Annotated in this window: 8 protein-coding genes and 2 pseudogenes (1 of these 10 only partly in view); 4 read left to right on the forward strand and 6 right to left on the reverse strand. The window is 69.7% G+C overall.

All coding sequences use genetic code 11. From position 1 onward, the window contains the following. Positions 1–270 precede the first annotated feature (270 nt). Together ACFXGX_RS32650 and ACFXGX_RS32655 are read right to left on the reverse strand one after the other, a co-directional pair. The gene (locus tag ACFXGX_RS32650) at positions 271–1,815 is read right to left on the reverse strand and encodes an MFS transporter (RefSeq protein ID WP_384798427.1); all 1,545 of its coding nucleotides are present in this window, start codon (positions 1,813–1,815) and stop codon (positions 271–273) included. Between the two features lie 285 nt (positions 1,816–2,100). After that, complete coding sequence (locus ACFXGX_RS32655) at positions 2,101–2,745, reverse strand: TetR/AcrR family transcriptional regulator (protein ID WP_384798430.1); 645 nt, start codon at positions 2,743–2,745, stop codon at positions 2,101–2,103. Positions 2,746–3,311: 566 nt separating this feature from the next. Between ACFXGX_RS32655 and ACFXGX_RS32660 the strand changes: the two genes are divergently transcribed. The 3 genes from ACFXGX_RS32660 (at position 3,312) to ACFXGX_RS32670 (ending at position 8,006) form a co-directional block, all read left to right on the forward strand. Then, complete coding sequence (locus tag ACFXGX_RS32660) at positions 3,312–4,586, forward strand: M6 family metalloprotease domain-containing protein (protein ID WP_384798433.1); 1,275 nt, start codon at positions 3,312–3,314, stop codon at positions 4,584–4,586. 610 nt (positions 4,587–5,196) lie between these two features. After that, complete coding sequence (locus ACFXGX_RS32665; protein WP_384798436.1) at positions 5,197–7,122, forward strand: IclR family transcriptional regulator C-terminal domain-containing protein; 1,926 nt, start codon at positions 5,197–5,199, stop codon at positions 7,120–7,122. A gap of 167 nt (positions 7,123–7,289) precedes the next feature. Then, positions 7,290–8,006 (forward strand): ScbR family autoregulator-binding transcription factor, encoded by a 717-nt coding sequence (locus ACFXGX_RS32670; RefSeq protein WP_384798439.1) that lies wholly within the window; start codon positions 7,290–7,292, stop codon positions 8,004–8,006. Between the two features lie 382 nt (positions 8,007–8,388). On the opposite strand, the gene ACFXGX_RS32675 is transcribed toward ACFXGX_RS32670, so the two are convergent. The 4 genes and pseudogenes from ACFXGX_RS32675 to ACFXGX_RS32690 form a co-directional block, all read right to left on the reverse strand. Continuing rightward, a complete protein-coding gene (locus ACFXGX_RS32675) occupies positions 8,389–8,994 on the reverse strand; it encodes a hypothetical protein (RefSeq protein WP_384798442.1) in 606 nt (201 codons plus the stop codon). A 520-nt stretch (positions 8,995–9,514) separates the two neighbouring features. Further along, positions 9,515–9,904: pseudogene (locus ACFXGX_RS32680) on the reverse strand (type I pantothenate kinase); the annotation flags it as partial. Positions 9,905–10,178: 274 nt separating this feature from the next. After that, on the reverse strand, positions 10,179–10,436 hold the full coding sequence (locus ACFXGX_RS32685; RefSeq protein WP_384798445.1) for a hypothetical protein: 258 nt from the start codon (positions 10,434–10,436) through the stop codon (positions 10,179–10,181). 148 nt (positions 10,437–10,584) lie between these two features. Next, positions 10,585–15,450: a ricin-type beta-trefoil lectin domain protein gene (locus ACFXGX_RS32690; protein WP_384798448.1), complete on the reverse strand. Its 4,866-nt coding sequence runs from the start codon at positions 15,448–15,450 to the stop codon at positions 10,585–10,587. 944 nt (positions 15,451–16,394) lie between these two features. Between ACFXGX_RS32690 and ACFXGX_RS32695 the strand changes: the two are divergent. Beyond that, a pseudogene (locus ACFXGX_RS32695) lies at positions 16,395–16,950 on the forward strand (ADP-ribosylglycohydrolase family protein) (it continues 2,374 nt past the right edge of the window).

Here is a 16,950-nt window from a genome sequence, read left to right on the forward strand (position 1 = left end):
CCCCCGCACCCCTCACCCCAACAGGCCCCCCAACCCCAAAACCCCACAAACCCCCAACCCCCCGGCTACAAACACCCCATGGCGCCCCTCCCCCCCCCCCCCAACCCCGCCGCTGGCCCTTCACCACGGGCCCTTTCATCTATCGGGTCACCCGGCACTCCCCGGGCTCCCTGTGGCGGGAGCCGGGGCAGTCCCCGGAGTCGTACGGACGAGGCGTCCCCACCCCGCGTCCGTACGCGAAGTACCCGAAGTGAGCCTGCGCCGGGTTCGTCAGTGGGCGACGACCGGCACCTTCAGCTCGTCCTCCGCACCCTCGCCCGAGCCGACGACCGCCGAGGCGTCCGGACGGCCGGTGTTGATCAGGGTGAAGGCGAGGCCCGCGGCGACCACGAGGATGCCGACGGCGAACCAGATCGCGTTGCTGTAGCCGTGCACCATGCCCTCCGCCTGGACGAGCTGCTGCTGCGCCTTGGTGCCGGCGCCCGCCATGTGGTCCTTGATGTAGGCGGTGGTCGCGGAGGCCGCGATCGTGTTCAGCAGGGCCGTGCCGATCGCACCGCCGACCTGCTGCGAGGTGTTGACCATCGCGGAGGCGACACCGGCGTCACGCGGCTGGATGCCGTGCGTGGCCAGCGACATGGCCGGCATGAACGCCGTACCCATGCCGAGGCCGAGCAGCAGCATCGCCGGCATCACCAGGGAGACGTACGACGAGCCGATCTCGATCTGCGCCAGGAGCAGCATGCCGAGCGCGGCGACCAGGAAGCCGGGGCCCATCAGCAGCCGCGGCGCGACGCGGGTCATCAGGCGGGCACCGATCTGCGTGGAGCCCGTGATCATGCCCGCGATCATCGGCAGGAAGGCGAAGCCGGTGGAGATCGGCGAGTAGCCCTTCACGATCTGCAGGTAGTAGGTGAGGAAGAGGAACGTGCCGAACATCGCGATGATCGCGAGGCCGAGGGAGAGGTAGACGCCGCCGCGGTTGCGGTCGAGGACGACGCGCAGGGGCAGCAGCGGGGCCTTGACCTTGGACTCGGTGATGACGAACGCGGCCAGCAGCACGGCCGAGGCCACGAACAGGCCGACCGTCAGGGAGTCGCTCCAGCCGTTCGACTCGGCGCGGGTGAACCCGTAGACGAGGGAGACCAGACCGAGGGTGGACAGGACGACGCCCGGGATGTCGAGCGGCGAACGGTTACGGCCGCCCTGCGGCTCACGGATGACGAAGTACGCGCCGGCCGCGGCGACGATCGCGAACGGGATGTTGACGAAGAAGGTCCAGCGCCAGTTCATGTACTCGGTGAGGACACCGCCGAGGATGAAGCCGACGGCGCCACCGCCACCGGCGATCGCGCCGTAGATGCCGAAGGCCTTGGCGCGCTCCTTGGCGTCGGTGAACATCACGGCGAGCAGCGAGAGCGCGGCGGGCGCCAGCAGCGCGCCGAACACACCCTGCAGGGCGCGGGCGCCGAACATCATCGCGCCGCTCTGCGCGGCGCCCCCGAGCGCGGAGGCCGCGGCGAAACCGATCAGGCCCACGACGAAGGCGCGCTTGCGGCCCCACAGGTCGGCGATCCGGCCGCCGAAGAGGAGCAGACCACCGAAGGCGAGGGCATAGGCCGTGACGACCCACTGCCGGTTGCCGTCGGTGATACCCAGGTCCTGCTGGGCCGAGGGCAGGGCGATGTTCACGATCGTGGCGTCGAGCACCACCATCAGCTGTGCGAGCGCGATGAAGACGAGCGCCTTCCAGCGGTTGCTGTGCGCGTCGGACGCTGGATCCGGAACTGCTTTGGACGTGCCTGTTTCAGACATGGGGGTACCCACTCCGGGACTTCGTAGCGAAAAATGCAGTGAAAAGTGAAAGGGGACGGCGCGTCGACGGTGACGGCCGGAAGAGCGGCACCTGCCGCTCGGGCTGTACGGCTGTGCGAGTTATGAGTGACGCATGGTGAGTCGCGCGTCGTGAGGCGCGAACGGTGAACTGTTGGTCACGAGTTGTCGGATGCGAGCAGGGGTCACGGGTTCTGACCGGCGTCCGGTGCCGGACTCATCGGTCGTCGGCCGTCGGCCGACCGGTCACGGCGCCCTACGTGTCGGTCACACTCGTCGCAGTCCCTCCATGGTGGCGGCCACTCCCGGCAGCTCGGAACGGGCCGGGGCCCGCATCCCGTCCAGGAAAAGCTGCAGATGACGGTGTACGAAGCGGTCGATGCCCTGGCAACCGGTGCCCGGCAGCGGCCTGGTGAGCTGGCTGACGGCGATCATCAGATCGCCCACCTCGACGTCGGGTCGGAGCTGTCCGGCCTCACGGGCACGGGACATCAGCCGCTCGATCAGTTCGGTGATCCGGTCGCGCGCGGCGACCAGGTCGGGATGGTTCTGGTCGAAGTTCGCGGAGAGCATCGGGCACAGGGCGCCGATCCGCTCGTCGGCGGCGAAGTGCACGAAGCCGCTCAGCGCCTCGAACGCGTCGCCGTCCACGGCGAGCGTCTCCTCGATCCACTCCGAGGTCCGGTCCATGACCGAGCACACGACCTCGCGGGCGAGGGCGTCGCGGTCGGGGAAGTTGCGGTACACCGTGGCGTTGCCGACACCGGCCCTGCGGGCGATCTCGTCGAACGGCACCTCGGCGCCGAACTCGACGAACATCTCGCGGGCGGCGGCGACGATCCGCTCCCGGTTGCGCAGGGCGTCGGCACGGGGCCGGGCCACTCGGCGCTGCACGGGGGTTGCGGTCTCCACGGCGTACTCCTCGAAGTGTCTCGGAACTTGGATGCGATCCGGGGATTCAGTCCCCGTTTCGCTCGGACGTATGGCTAAACGGGGAAACGATCCCCGGTTATTTCCCGGACCCGGAAGAGATTGATGTGACCTGCGTCACATCCATTCTTCCTCGCTCGTCCTTGCTTCTCGACCTCGCTCGTCCCTGCTCCTCGACCTCGCTCGTCCTTGCTTCTCGACCTCGCTCGTCCCTGCTTCTCGGCCTCGCTCGCCCTGCTCCGCCACCTCGCCCGCCCTCGCCTCCCGACCGCACTCGCCCTTGCTTCTCGACCACGCCCTCCCTCGCTTCTCGACCACGCTCTCCCCTGCTTCCTGACCTTGTTCTCCCCTGCTTCTCGGCCTAGCTCGCCCCTACTTCGTGACCTCGTTCTCCCCTGCTTCTAGGCCTAGCTCGCCCTCGTTTCTCCACCTCTCGTGGATGAACCCGATCGGGCCCATTCAGCGCGCGCCCGGCGCGTCGGCGACTCAGGGTGATCGAAAGGGTGCAGTCGGAGACCGGTGGCTGCCGTGGAGCGAAGGGCCCCCGCATGCAGCCGTCCAGCCGCCGCATACGCCCGCGCCGCGTAGCCGCGCTGGCCACGGTGACCGTGCTGACGCTGGCGGTCAGCACCTCCGCCGGCACCGGGCACCTGACGGCCGGCTCCGCCACGGCGGGCTCCGCGGCGCTGGCCCGCTCCACGGCGCTCGGCCCCTGCATGATCAACGGTCCGTCGGACGTCCAGATGGGGGAAGGGATGCCGACCGCACCCGGTTACGCCCGCTCCACCGGCACCCTGCGGGCTCTGACCCTGATGGTCGACTTCTCCGACGCGCCGGGCAAGGGCAGCGCCCGCGACCGGTACGACGAGTTCTTCCCGAAGACGCAGGAATGGTTCCGCACCGCCTCCTACGGCCGTCTCGACTATCGCCCCGAGGCCCCCGTCAAGCACTGGCTGCGGATGCCCAAGCCCTTCAAGGCGTACGGGATAGAACGCGGCGCCCCCTTCGACCCCGGGTACCGCGAACTGGTCCAGGACATAGTGGCGACGGCCGATCCCGAGGTCGACTTCCGGTCGTACGACATCCTGAACGTGCTGGTCACACCGAACGCCGGGCCCTCCGCGCTGGACACCGTGCTGTCCGTGACCTTCGCCGGCAACACCGAGGCCCCGGTGGCCGACGGCGTCCCGGTCGCCAACGCGTCCTTCGTCTACAGCCGCCAGGACGACGGCTCGGGCTCCTACCCCGACACCGGCTACCGCGTCCTGCCGCACGAGAACGGTCACACCTTCGGCCTGCCCGACCTCTACACCCAGGACGGCGGCGCCGCGGTCGGGCACTGGGACATCATGAGCGAGGACTGGGGGGCCGACAACGACCTGCTCGGCTGGCACAAGTGGAAGCTCGGCTGGCTCGACGCCTCCCAGGTCGACTGCGCGGCGGCCCCCGGCACCAGCGAGTACACCCTCACCCCGCTGGCCCGGAAGGGTGGCGTCAAGCTCGTCGTCATACCCTTCGGCACCCGCAGCGGGTACGTCCTCGAACTGCGCACCCGCGGGGGCAACGACTCCGCCGTCTGCCGTCCGGGAATCCTCATCTACAAGGTCGACGCGGACGTGGACACCGGGAACGGGCCCGTCACGGTGTACGACTCCCACCGCGACAGCGGCGGATGCACCCGCTCGCCCAACGTCCAGGCGGAACTCTCCGACGCGCCCTTCTCCCCCGGTGAGACCTTCAAGGTCCCGCACGCGGGGCTCACCGTCCAGGTCGCGTCGACGGACGCCGCGGGGAGGTATCGGGTGCACGTGACGCGCCGCTGACCGGCGGTCGAGCTGCCCGGCGGCCCCGGCGGCCCGGGCGGGAAGCCCGCGGGAGCTGTACGGAGACCCGAGGGGAGCCGTACGGCGGCTCGCAGGCAAGCCGGGCGGAGAGGTGTGTGGTCGGCGGGCGGAGAGGAGCGTGTTCGGTGGGCGGAGGGGGCGTCTTCCGGGCGGAGAGGGGTGTCTTCCGTGGGTCGGCGTCCGTGCCTGTGCCCATGCCTGCCCGTGCCTGCGCCCGTGCCCGTGCCCGTGCCCATGCCTGCCCGTGCCTGTGCTTGTGTCTGTTGCCCGTGCTCGTGCCTGTGCCCGTGCCGGGAAGCGGCCGACCTGCTTCGACGGGTCGGCAAGCACTACCGTGGCTTTTCTGAGATCCGCCACACGGTGGCTCATCCGAGAACCGCCGCACGGTGACTCCTCTGCGAGCCCCACCGGAGAACCCATGCCATCAAGCTCCATGTCATCGAGCCCCACGCCGCCGCGGCCGCATGCCACTCCTTCTCCCGCCACCCCGTCGCACGTCACGCCGCCGGGCCGGGCATCGGCCGGGACCGACGACGGGTCCGGGGTGTCCGGGTCCGGGGTGTCCGGGTCCGGGGTGTCCGGGTCCGGGGTGTCCGGGTCCGGCTCCGGACCCGCCGCTGTCGGGGCGGAAGCGCCGGAGGAGGCGGTCACGCCGCTCATCCGCGGGATCGCCGTCCTGCGGAGGCTGACCGAGGCGGACGGTTCGGCCAGCCTGAGCGGACTCGAACGGGCCACCGGGCTCGCACGGTCCACCGTCGACCGGATCACGGCGACCCTGGCGCGCATGGGCTACGTACGCCTGGACGGCCGGGACGCCGTACTGGCCCCGCGGCTGACGGAACTCGGCAACGCCTACCTCGCCGCCCTCCGGCTTCCCCGCGTCCTGGACGCGCACGCCGACGCGCTCGCCGACGAACTCGACGAGTCGGTGTCCATCGCCGTCTGCGACCGGGACGGCATCCGCTTCATCCATCAGACGACCCGGCGCCGCGCGATGTCGCTGAGTTTCCGCATCGGCGACCTCCTCCCCGCCGAACGCACCGCTCCGGGACCGCTGTTCGCGTCCGAGTGGAGCGAGGAGGACTGGACGCGCTGGCGGGAGCGCCGCGCGGCCGATCCGGAGGACCGCGGCTTCCCGGCCGTACCCGCGCGGAGCAGACCGTACGACGGAGGGGCGGCCGCCTCCACCCTGTCGGCCTCCCAACGCCCCACCCTCGGAGACGACTTCGAGCAGCGGACGGCCGAAGCGGGCCGGGCCGGCTGGGCGTTGGACGACCAGCTCATCGAACCGGGCCTCGTCGCGCTCTCGATGCCGGTACGGGAGGCGGGGCGGATCGCCTGCGTGGTGAACGTCGTGAGCCATACGAGCCGGCACAGCGCCGCCGAACTGCGGGACGCGCTGCTGCCACGGCTGCGGACGGCGGTGGCCGAGATGGAACGGGCGCTGGCGCTGGACGAAGCGGGGGACGCGGGAGGCGCGAGCGGTACGGAAGCGGCGGGAAGCCCCGGACCCGCCGGCGGTCCCGGCACCACGGGAAGCTCCGACACCGCCGGGAGTCCCAGCACCGCAGGAAACCCCGACACCGCCGAGAGTCCCGGCACCACGGGAAACACGGAACCCGTGGGAAAGGCCGCCGCCGCCACAACCACCACCACACCCACCACCACCACCACCGCCGTCACGGCGGCCCCGTCCGGGCTCGCCGACTGGACCGGCGCCTCCAAGCAGGAACTGGGGCGGGATTTCATCGAGTCGCTGGCCCGGGGCCTGACCGTGATCACCGCCTTCGGCGAGGGCCGCAGCGAACTGACCCTCACCGCGGTAGCCCAGGCGACCGGACTCGCCCGCGCGACGGCTCGCCGCGCCCTGATCACCCTGGAGCACCTGGGCTACGTCACCACGCACGACCGGGTCTTCCGCCTCACCCCGCGTGTCCTGGGGCTCGGCTTCCCGCCACTCTCACGGACCACGCTCCCCGAGATCGCGGCCCCGCATCTGACCGAACTCTCCCAGCGGCTCCACGACTCGGTGTCGCTCGCGGTGCTGACGGGCGACGAGATCCAGTACACCGGGCACGTCTCCACCCGAGGCATCATGAGCGTCCACGTCGCCGTCGGCACGCGGCTGCCCGCGTACGCCACCTCGCTGGGGCGAGCGATCCTGGCCGATCTCCCGGCGTCCCGGGCGATGGAGACGACGGCCGGTCCGCCCGAGGCCGCCACCGGGCGGACCATCACGGACCCGGAGCGGTTCAGGGCCGAACTGGACCGGGTTCGTACGGCCGGATACGCGCTGGTAGAGGGGGAGTTGGAGCAGGGGCTGCGGTCCGTCGCCGTCCCGGTGCGGGACCGCGACAGACGGACCGTGGCCGCGGTGAACGTCGCCATGCACAGCAGCCGTCGTACCGCGGAGGCCTGTGTGAGCGAGGTACTGCCCGAGCTGCGCGCGACAGCCAGACGCATCGAGACGGACCTGCACATCGCGGGTCGCTTCCGCCGGGTGCCACGAACCTGAGCCCAACGGACCGCAGGGAACGGTCCCTCAGCCCCCGCCCCCTCTCCCCTCCCTCCTCTTTCAGTCTTCAACCAGGCCTGTACTCAAGGGGGTTACTGTCTGGCGTGAAGATGATCTGAGCGAGACAGGCCCCGTTGACAGATCCAAAAGCAGGTTTCTAGCGTCACTTGCGGCAGGACGAACAGCAGCCGAACGACAAGGAGCGTCCGGGTGGTCGCGTCGTGGTGAAGCAGGAGAGGTCCGAGCGGACCAGGCGCAACCTGATCCGGGCCGCCTCGACCGTGTTCGACCGGTCCGGCTACGAACGGGCCACCCTGTCCGCGATCAGCGAGCGGGCGCAGGTCACCAAGGGCGCGCTGTTCTTCCACTTCGCGGCCAAGTCCGACCTGGCCCGAGCCGTCCAGGCGCAGGCCTGCGCGACGTCGGGGGCCGCACTGGGGAAGCTGGCGCGGCACGAGACGCCGGCGTTCGAGATAGCCAACGCCATGGCGCACACCCTGGTCGACCTCCTCGAAACCGACGTGACCGTCCGCGCGGGGGCACGTCTGGCCCAGGAGATCAGGACTCCCGACGACCCTTCCCTGCACTGTCACATCAACTGGCTCGGCGCCCTGCACGGGACCCTGGCCCGGGCCCGGAAGGACGGTTCGCTGCTCCCCGACGTCGATGTCCGCGCGGCGGCGGTGTTGATGCTGTCCATGATCACCGGCACGACGGCCCTCCCCCGCCTCCCCGCGGACCTCGCGACCGCTCGCCCCCCTCGTCCGCGACACACCTCGGCCGCCGGCTTCGCTCCCCGCACCCCCCAGGAGACGGGCACCCTGTGGCTGACCCGCATGCTCCACCTGACCCGCCCGGCCCTCTCGGACCTCCCGGCCAACTGACCCGACCCCACCCCGCCCCACCTGCACGAACGGGAACCTTCCCAGCCCCCACCCGGTATCCGCTACGCTAGCTACCGGATCACACACGATCCGCACGCCTTCGTGGGACGTGTCGAAAACCCCTGAGGCCCAGGTCAGCGCCTTAGCGCGCAGAACCACCAAACGGCCCACCCTGATTTTCAAAACGCGTCGGCCTGTGCGCACCGACCGGTCGTCGGACCGCCCGTCGCGAGCGAAAAACTCCAGGCCTCCCCACCCGGATCACCCTCTTGTCCCAAAGCCTGCCCTCGCCCATCACCAGGTTCAGGCAGTTGTGGACGAATACGTCCCGGGACGGCGTTCCCCTCCGATGTGCTCCTGGAGAGGAACGCCGTCCGTGCCGCTATTGCTGTTCGATCAGGTACCTGACGGAGTCCACGACGAACTCGCCGTACCGGAGGTCCGCTCCGATGGCCTCCAGCCTCGTGTACTGCTCGGAGGACAGCGTGGGGTAATCAGAGGCGCATCTCATTACTCTCAGCAGCACTCGGAACGCCACCTCCGGGGTGCAGTGGGTCGCGCAGTCGGTGAGCGCCGCACGCACTTCGGCCTCCAGGAACTGCGTGGCCTCGATCTCGGCGACGACCGCGTCGAGGCACTCCACTCCGTCCTCGATGTCCGCCCCCGTGAGCGGGGGTACATCCGAGCTCTCTGACAGGCGCGCGTCGCACAGGGCGACGACCGTCCGCGTCCACTCGGCTGCTCCCCCCAGGGACTCGAGGGCAGGCATGTACTGCGCTCCGGCGTACCACAACACCTCCAGCGTCGACGGCGGAAGGTTGCCGAGAGACCGCGCGTCGCGGCGTATTGCCAGGGCCTGTTCATCACCCGATTGCGCGAGAGTCTTGGCGACGACGTCGGCCGCCGTGGCCCCGTTGTGGGTCCAGTCCTGATGGAAGAAGCTCATCACCCACGACACGCCGAAGTCGAATTCCGTGAAACGTGGCATCGCGTTCCGTCCCCTCACTTCATGTAGCACCCGTCCTGGCCCCGAGCACTCCGAGTCACCTCAGCTGCCCCCCTTCGGGGTCGGCATGAGGCCGAATGTCTTGGGGACACTGACGGAAGTCCCTGACCGGGCCCTATTCGGGTGCCTGAGTGCAGAGGCGAGCACAATCGATGCCGCCGCCCGTACCCTGGCTTCCTCCAAGAACCGTGCCTCCTAGAGCACGGCGAGCACCGCGTAGGTCCGGGTCCCGCCGCCCTCCGCCGAGCAGCGCCCCGATGGCGTGTGATGGCGGGGCGCTGCTCGTTGAGGTTGTCTCAGCATCCGCCTACGACTGCGGGCGAGTGATCCAGATGACGCTGCGGTCTTCGCCTTCGAAGGCGAATCCGACGGGATCTTCTCCACCGTGCTCAGCCGTGACGTTGTCAACGGAGTTCGAACGGGGTGGGGGTGTGTCATGCGGGCGCGGACCGCCCGCCGGTCAGGCGTGTTCCACGGACTGCCACAGCTCCCCGGTGACGTGGTGCTCGGGCCAGCGGGAGAGCAGGGCCTGGAGCAGTCGGGCGACGGTGGACTTGCCGACGGCCACGGAACCGGCGACGCCTATGACGAACGGGGTGCCGGACTGCGAACCCTTCTCGCCCAGGAAGGTGTTCAGGGCGCCCCTGAGTCCGTCCGTGGCACCGATGTACAGGTTCAGCAGCCGCGACAGCGGCAGATAGATGTCCCGCACCTCGTCGAGGTCGATGACATCGCCCAGACCGCGCAGCTTCTCGACCTCCGCGGCGTTCAGCGGGAGCGGCGTCTTCTCACGCAGCGCGCTCCACTCGGCACGGGTGAGGTCGACGTAGGGAGTCGCCTCCGGCTTCGACCGGTGGGCGCTCCGCGGCGGCGAGGAGACCGGAGAGATCACAGTCCATTGTTAACGGAATTTGAACGGGGCGGCGGGTGGGGTGCGTCACGTGGGGTGGCGGCCACGAGCGGTCCGCGGTGAGTCGGCCGGACCGCCCGCCGCGTCCGCGTGCCTCTTGGTGCCGGTGGGGCGGACCTCGCTCCCCGCGAGATCCGCCCCACCATATGTCCGTCATCTCGCGCACCGCGAGAGACGCGTTGTTGGGGAATTCAGCCATCCTGCCGGTAGGTGGGAAAACCCTTCACCCGTGTCGACGGCTATTGAGGCGGTCCGCCTACGACTGCGGGCGGCTGGTCCAGATGACGTGGTGTTCTTCGCGTTCGAAGCCGGATCCGAAGGGGTCTTCCCCGCCGCGCTCAGCCGTGACGCTTCGGCACAGCACGAACCCTGATCCGCTTCGGGAACGAAGGACGACAGGCAGGTGGAGATCTCTGTCGGACGGGCTGACTCCGGAGAAGCCGAGGATTTCTTCAGCCTCGGTCCCGCTCGCGGAGCAGAGCTCGATCGACTCGTAGTCCTGGGCCAGCTGCATGGCACTCACGCCTTGGAAAAGCAGGTCCAGGCAAGCCGTGTTCACGTCGTCGGGAACTGCCCGAAGGAGCAGCTGGGAATGCCCGATCCCATAGCGCCAGACTCTGAAGGTCCGGTCTGACCTGAACATGACTTCGGAACCCGCTCCATCATTTGAGGGGGTTTTCATCCAGCTTCACGCCTTTCCTGTACCAGTCGATCCTGTCCCACGCGTGCGGAGACTGGCTGATTTTGTAGAGTTCCCAGTTGGTCAGATGCTCCCAGTCGGTCGGATCGATTCCCTCACCCGCACGGGCCGCAGCGCGGACGTCGGTGATCCCGTCCAGGTTGAATGAGATCCTCGTCGTGGATTCCGGCGAGAGATACGCCTCGAGCTTCTTGTGCCACGGGCCGTTGCCGGGCCAGTTGCCGTGTGCCAGGGCTCCGCGTTCCATGGCGAACTCGTCGAGGGCCATTGTGTTGGTACCCACCCTCTGCAGGCCGAGCGCGATGTGTTCGCACACGGAAGCCGAGTTGTGTACGAGAACCGGCGTACGGCCCGCGAGGACGTAGTACGTGTGGAGGTCGTCGACGGTGAGGTTGTAGGCCGAGTGAAGCCGGTGGTAGCGGTGGACGCCAGCCACGGTGACGGTCCGGCCGGTGCTGGTGCGCAGGGTCTGGCCGGCCTTGAGGTCACCGGCGTCGATCCAGCGGTGGGCGCTGGGCGACCAGAAGGGGTGGTGCTGGGTGGCGGTGATCCGTGCGTCGCGGGCACCGATCGTGATGTCGGCGAACGCGGTGTCATCCGGCGTGTAGATGGTGTCGGTGACCATGTGGCCTTCGGTGCGGCCGCTTTCGGGATCGGTGGCGAGGACCGCGTCGTCGACCCGGACGTCCCGGATCCGCTTGGTCGTTCCGTCGGCCATCAGCACGCGCGTGGTGCCGGGGAAGCTGTTGCGCTCGCACGACTTGGCAAGGATCCTGCCGACCTTGGCCGCGATACCGGCGAGGGCCGTCTCGGACACGGGGAGGGCGCGTAGCGCCTTCCAGGCGTCCGCGTAACCGATCCCGGTCCTGGCGGCGGCGTCGAGCGCCTTGACCGCGTTGCTGATCTCGCTGAGCGCGCTTCCCACCGGGAAGTAGTTCGCGTAGGCCCAGGCGCAGCCGCCGGCGCTGCCGTGGAGGCAGTCCAGCATGTCTTCGGCGAAGAAGGAGAACAGGATCGCCCCGGGCACGTCACCGAAGAGGCCCTGCCATCCGGCGCGGACGATGTCCTTGCCGGAGAAGTGGTGCTGCCAGTTGTCGATCTCGACGTTCTTCAGCGTCGACCGCTGAAGGAACTGCCATGCCGACTTCGGGCAGCCGTCCGCCGTGGCCTGCGCCTTCTCATCGGTGCACAGGTAGAAGTCGGCCTCGTAGGTAACGACCAGGTCGTACGTGGCGTCGCAGCCCTTGATGGCCGCTTCCGGCATCCCGGGGCACGTACCGATCTGCTTGGATCTGACGATCTCGACGGTGGACTCGTCCGGGACGGCGAACACACCGGGAATGCCCGTGCTGGACCCCTTGGACGCCTCCTTGTTGGCCTCCGCCTTCTCGGTCCTGTCGGCGGCCTCCTGAGCCTCCTCCGCGTATTTGTCGGCGTCCTTGGCGGCCTGTTCGGCCTCGGTGGCGGCCGTGTCGGCGCGGGTGGCGGCGGCTCGGGCGTCCTTGGCGTCCTGTTCGGCCTGGGCGGCGGCGGAGCGGGCCGCGGAGGCGTCGAGTTCGGCGGCGTCGGCGGAGTCGCGGGCGTCCTTGGCGTAGCCCTCGGCGTTGCCGGCCGCCTTGTCGGCGGCTTCGGCGTCGGCGGTGGCCTGGTTGTCGTAGGCGATGGTGCGGGTCAGTGAGGCGGCGGCGGAGGAGGCGGCCTTGGCGGCGTCGGCGGCGTAGCCGAGGGCCTCCTTCGAATACGTGCGGGCGTCGGCCGCGTATCCGGCGGCGCCCGCCGCGTGCTGGTAGGCCTCCTTGGAGTCGCCCTTGGCCTGGTCGGCGAGGTTCTTGGCGGCCTGGGCCTCGGCCGCCGCGTTCTTGGCGTGGGCGCCGGCGACGGCCTGCTGCTGGTCGGCGATGGACTTCGACGCCTGTCCGGTCAGGACGACCAGGCCGGCGGCTGAGTCGGTGTCGGTGTAGGCGGAGCCGAGCTGGATGGCGTCGTTGGCCGGGTCGGCGACCTGTTGGGCGGACTTGCCGGCGTCGACGGCGGCCTGGGCAGTGACGTGGGCGTAGCCGGCGGCTTTGGCGGACGCCACGAGCGCCTTGGCCGCCTCCGTGTTGGCGGTGTTCGCCTGGGTCTTGGCGTCCTTGGCGTGCTGTTCGGCTTCGTCGGCGAGCTTGACCGCGTCCTTGGCCTCGACGGAGGCGTCCTTGGAGGCCTTGATGGCGTCGGCAACCGCGCTGGTGGCGGTCTTCACCGCCGCGTCGGCCTTCAGCTTGTCGGCCTGGGCGGCGTTCGCGTCGGAGCGGGCCCGCTTGGCGGCGGCCTCGGCGCGGGTGGCCGCGGCGTCCGCGTCGGCTGCCGCCTTGGTGGCGGCGTCGGCCTCGGAGCGGGCCTTGCCCGCGGCGGTTTCGGCGTCGTCGGCCGCTTTGTCGGCGTCGTTCGCGGCGGTGCGGGCCGCGGTCGCCGCGTCACCGGCGTCCAGCCTGTCGGCGTAGGCGTCTTTGGCGTCGGCCTTGGCGCGGGCGGCGTCGGCCTTTTGTTCGGCGTCCCAGGCGTCGTCGCGCAGGGACTTGGCGTGGTCCTTCGCCTTGACCGCGTCGTCGCGCCGGTCCTCGGCGGTCTTCTCGAAGGTTTCCGCCTTGTCCTTGGCGTCCTTCGCCTTCGTCGCCTCGGACTCGGCGTTCTTGCGGTGCTTGGCGGCCTCGGCCCGCTTGACGGCGGCGTTCGCCTTCTCCGCCTTGGCCGTCTTCTCCTCGGCCTCCGCCGCGAGCCGCTTGGCGTGCGCGTCGGCGGCGGCCGCCTTGGCGTCGCCCTCGGCCTTCAGCGCGTCGGTGAGCTTGGCCTCCGCGGTCTCCTTGTCCTTCTTGGCGTTGTCGCGGTGCGCCTTCGCGGCGTCGGCGGCGGCCTTGGCCTGCAGCTCTGCCCTCTCGGCGGCCTTCTTGCGGAACTCCGCCTTCGATTGGGCGGCTTGCGCCAGCGCACGCTGCGCGATGGTCGCGCTGTCGCCGGCGGAGGCACGGGTGGCCGCCTCGGCCGTCTCACCGGCCTTCTCCAGCGCCGCGAGCGCGGCGGCGGCACCCTGCGTGACCTGGTCCTTCTGCTGGCCGACCAGCAGGCCACGGCCACGTGGCGCGCCGTTGGTGTCGGCGATGTCGTAGGCGGCCTGGACGGCGGTGTCCGAGATGGTCGAAGCCTTCTGCGCGGCGGCGAGCTGGGTCTTCAGGACAGCGAGCTGCTTCTTCGCACCGGTCTGGGCTGCGGCGACACCGGCCTTCGCCTTGTCGAACTGCGCCTTGTCCGGGTAGTCCAGCCGTCCGGTGCCGTTGTGGCCGGACGGCTTGATGTCGAACTGTTGCGCGGCGGTGTCGTTGCAGGTGTAGAGCTTGGCGTCGTTGCCGTTGTCGAAGGTGTGCAGGTCCAGGCACTTGCCCGTACCGACACTCTTCAGGCTGGTGGCGCCGCGCAGTTCGGACGCCCAGGTCTGCGACGTGGACTCCTTGCACGACGAGATCTGGATCTTCGTCCCATTCGCCGTGTCGTTTCCGGCCACGTCCAGGCACTTGAGCGAGTTGACGTTCTGCAGGTGCAGCTTGTCCTCACTGCCCAAGAGCACCCACTTCTGCGCCGCGGAGCCGTTGCAGGTGTAGACCTGGACAGGTGTGCCGTTGTCCTTCTTGCCGCCCTGGACGTCGAGGCACTTGTCCTTCGCGGCGTGCACCTCGATGACGGTGGGGCTGTCGCCCACCCAGCCCAGACCACCCGGCATCCAGTAGTCCTGCCACCGGGTGAGATGGTCGGCGGTCCAGGACTGGCCCAGCATGTCGCTCAAAGCCTTCGCACCCTTGGACAGGGCATTGGCCGCGTCCTTGTTCGCGCCCAGGATCTGGTTGCGCTGAGCGGCCTGCGAAGCGACCTCCTGCTGCCACTCGCCGGCCGCCGCGGAGGTGACGTCGCCCAGCACGCCGTCCGGGTCGACCGGATCCCGCCAACCACACGCGGCGAAGCGGCTCTTCACGTCCTCGACGGCGATGCGGTACTCCGCCGTGCCCGGCAGCGGTGCGCTGTGCGGGAAGCCGCCGGAGGACAGGAAGAGCCGGGCGTCGTCCGCGCCGGCGTTCGTCGCGGGACCCCCGTGCATCCACTGGAAGGCGCTGCGCTCGGCGAGCGCGCGATTCCACTCCGCCTGTGTCGTCCCGGTGGGATCGGGGTCCTTCCCGTAGAGGGGGTTGCCCACCTGGTCGACGGCCTTGAGGGTCGTGTCGTCGGCTTTCGGGGTGGCGTCGTCGTAGAAGTCGGAGTCGGTCTTCCAGAACCGGTCGGCGACCCAGGTGGACAGGCCAGTCTGGGAGGAGAAGCTCTTGTCGCCGTCGGGCGGTGAGTGGAAGTCGGTGTCGGTGAATCCACCGGGAGTCGCGAGACCGTCCAGGGGCTTCTGCCAGGCTTGCCGCTGAGCGGAGAGTGCGTCCATCTCCTTGCCCGCCGCGTCGCGGTCGTTGTTGTACGCGACGGCGAGCGGTGTCCGTTCCCAGTTCTTGCGGTCGGCCAGGACGTGGAGCTTGTCCGGCGTCCGGTTGAGGCCGTCCTGCGCGGTCACGGCCATCGACGGGCCGCCCAGGCGCAGTACGTCGGCCATCAGGCACTGGTCCTGGCGCAGTTGCTCGGCGGCTGTGTCGTCGTACCAGGGGTAGGAGTCGGCTACCGGCTCGGTGTCCGGCCTGGTCGAGCCGGGCTGCACCGCGAGAGCGGCCAGAACGGCCAGCGCAGCTGTTGAGGTGACGGCGGAGGTGAGCTTTCGCGATCTTCGTGCCGCGGGCAGCCGGAACCATGGTCTGGGGTGCAAGAAGGCATCCCTTTCTGCGTTCACTGGGGGTACGAGCCCGAGGAACGGCCGAACAGCGGAGAGCGGTGATCTGTTCCTGAGGGGTGCTCAGGAGCGCGCCGGACCAACCGCATCGACATATGCGCCGAGCCGGTATGACGGCATGGCGACGCAACCCCTCCCCGTGAGCGACGGTGTTCCCCCGGTCGCTGAATGACGTGCGCGAACACGGAACTGGTCAGGTTCCGCGTTATGCGCGGATCCACCCTATGCAGACACATATGGATCCGCACAGAGATTCGATACTCCCGTGGGGGCGTTGGCGTGAAACCTCCTGCCGCCCAACAGCCCGTGGTCGGAGGTTCCGGCGGCCCGGCGGCGCATGGATTCTCTGTGCGCTTCCCGCACCCAGGAGGTGGAGTTCGGTCTGTGTCCGTCCGGCAAAACATGGCCTGTTTCTGACTCCGCCCAAGTGGCCCAAGTGGGGCACAACCGCGCCCCGTCGGCTGCGGCTGTCAGGCGAGGCAAGCTCCGGCACCAGGGGTGGTAAGTGCGGCAGCATTCGCGACGAGCAGGAACCCTCACACGCGCAGCGACAGATCGCCCAGTAGGCCTTCGCGCATCCGGCGATCGTGCTGTTGCAGTGACCTAGGACCGGTTCCCGACTTCACCATCACCACTGACGACCCGACCTGACTCGCCCTACAGCCACCTCTCACCGTTGCCGCGGTCGAGCAAGTGGCGGCCGCGACTACTCCCTCCACCCATCCGCGATCGGACGGATCGTGCGGTTCGAGGTGCTCCCCTTGGCGAATCTTTCTTATCGTTCCATTGACGATAAGCCGGATACGCTGCCAGACTGACGGAGCATCAATGTGCCGATGAGCAGCGCTTTTCAGCATTCCGCGCCTGCGTCGTCCCGGCTGGTTCGCCTTCCGCACGCCACCGCACCTTATGGAGTCCCCATGGCTCACGCCCCACAGCCCCGCCTGGACGCATGGGCCACCGACCGGGCCGCCGGTGTACTACTCGGCGCGGCGGTGGGCGACGCGTTGGGCGTGCCCTACGAGTTCGAGGCGACGCTGCGCGACGACCAGCAGCCACGCATGATCGGTGGTGGCCTGGGGCCGTACGAGCCCGGCGAATACTCCGACGACACCCAGATGCAGGTCTGCATCGCCAAGGTCGCGGCCGACGGCGCGGATCTGCGCACACCGAAGGCCCTCGACGCGATCGCCGCCAACTTCCATGGCTGGCTGAGCGGCGGCGCCAGCGACGTCGGCGCCCAGACCAAAGCCGTCCTGGGCGTCGCCCGCACCGCCTCCGGAGCGCCGGGCGTGGCGATGCTGGCCGCCGCCCGCAGCTTCACCGCCGGCACCAACCACAGCGCGGGGAACGGCTCGTTGATGCGCACCGGGATCGTCGCGGGGGCGGGGGGGGGGGGGGGCGCCCCCGCGGGGGGGGGCGGCCCCCCCCCGCCCCCGCGCCCCCCCCCCCCCCCCCCCCCCCCCCCCCCCCCAC

It is taken from the genome of Streptomyces sp. NPDC059371 (assembly GCF_042751995.1).
In the GTDB taxonomy this organism is placed as follows: Bacteria; Actinomycetota; Actinomycetes; order Streptomycetales; family Streptomycetaceae; genus Streptomyces.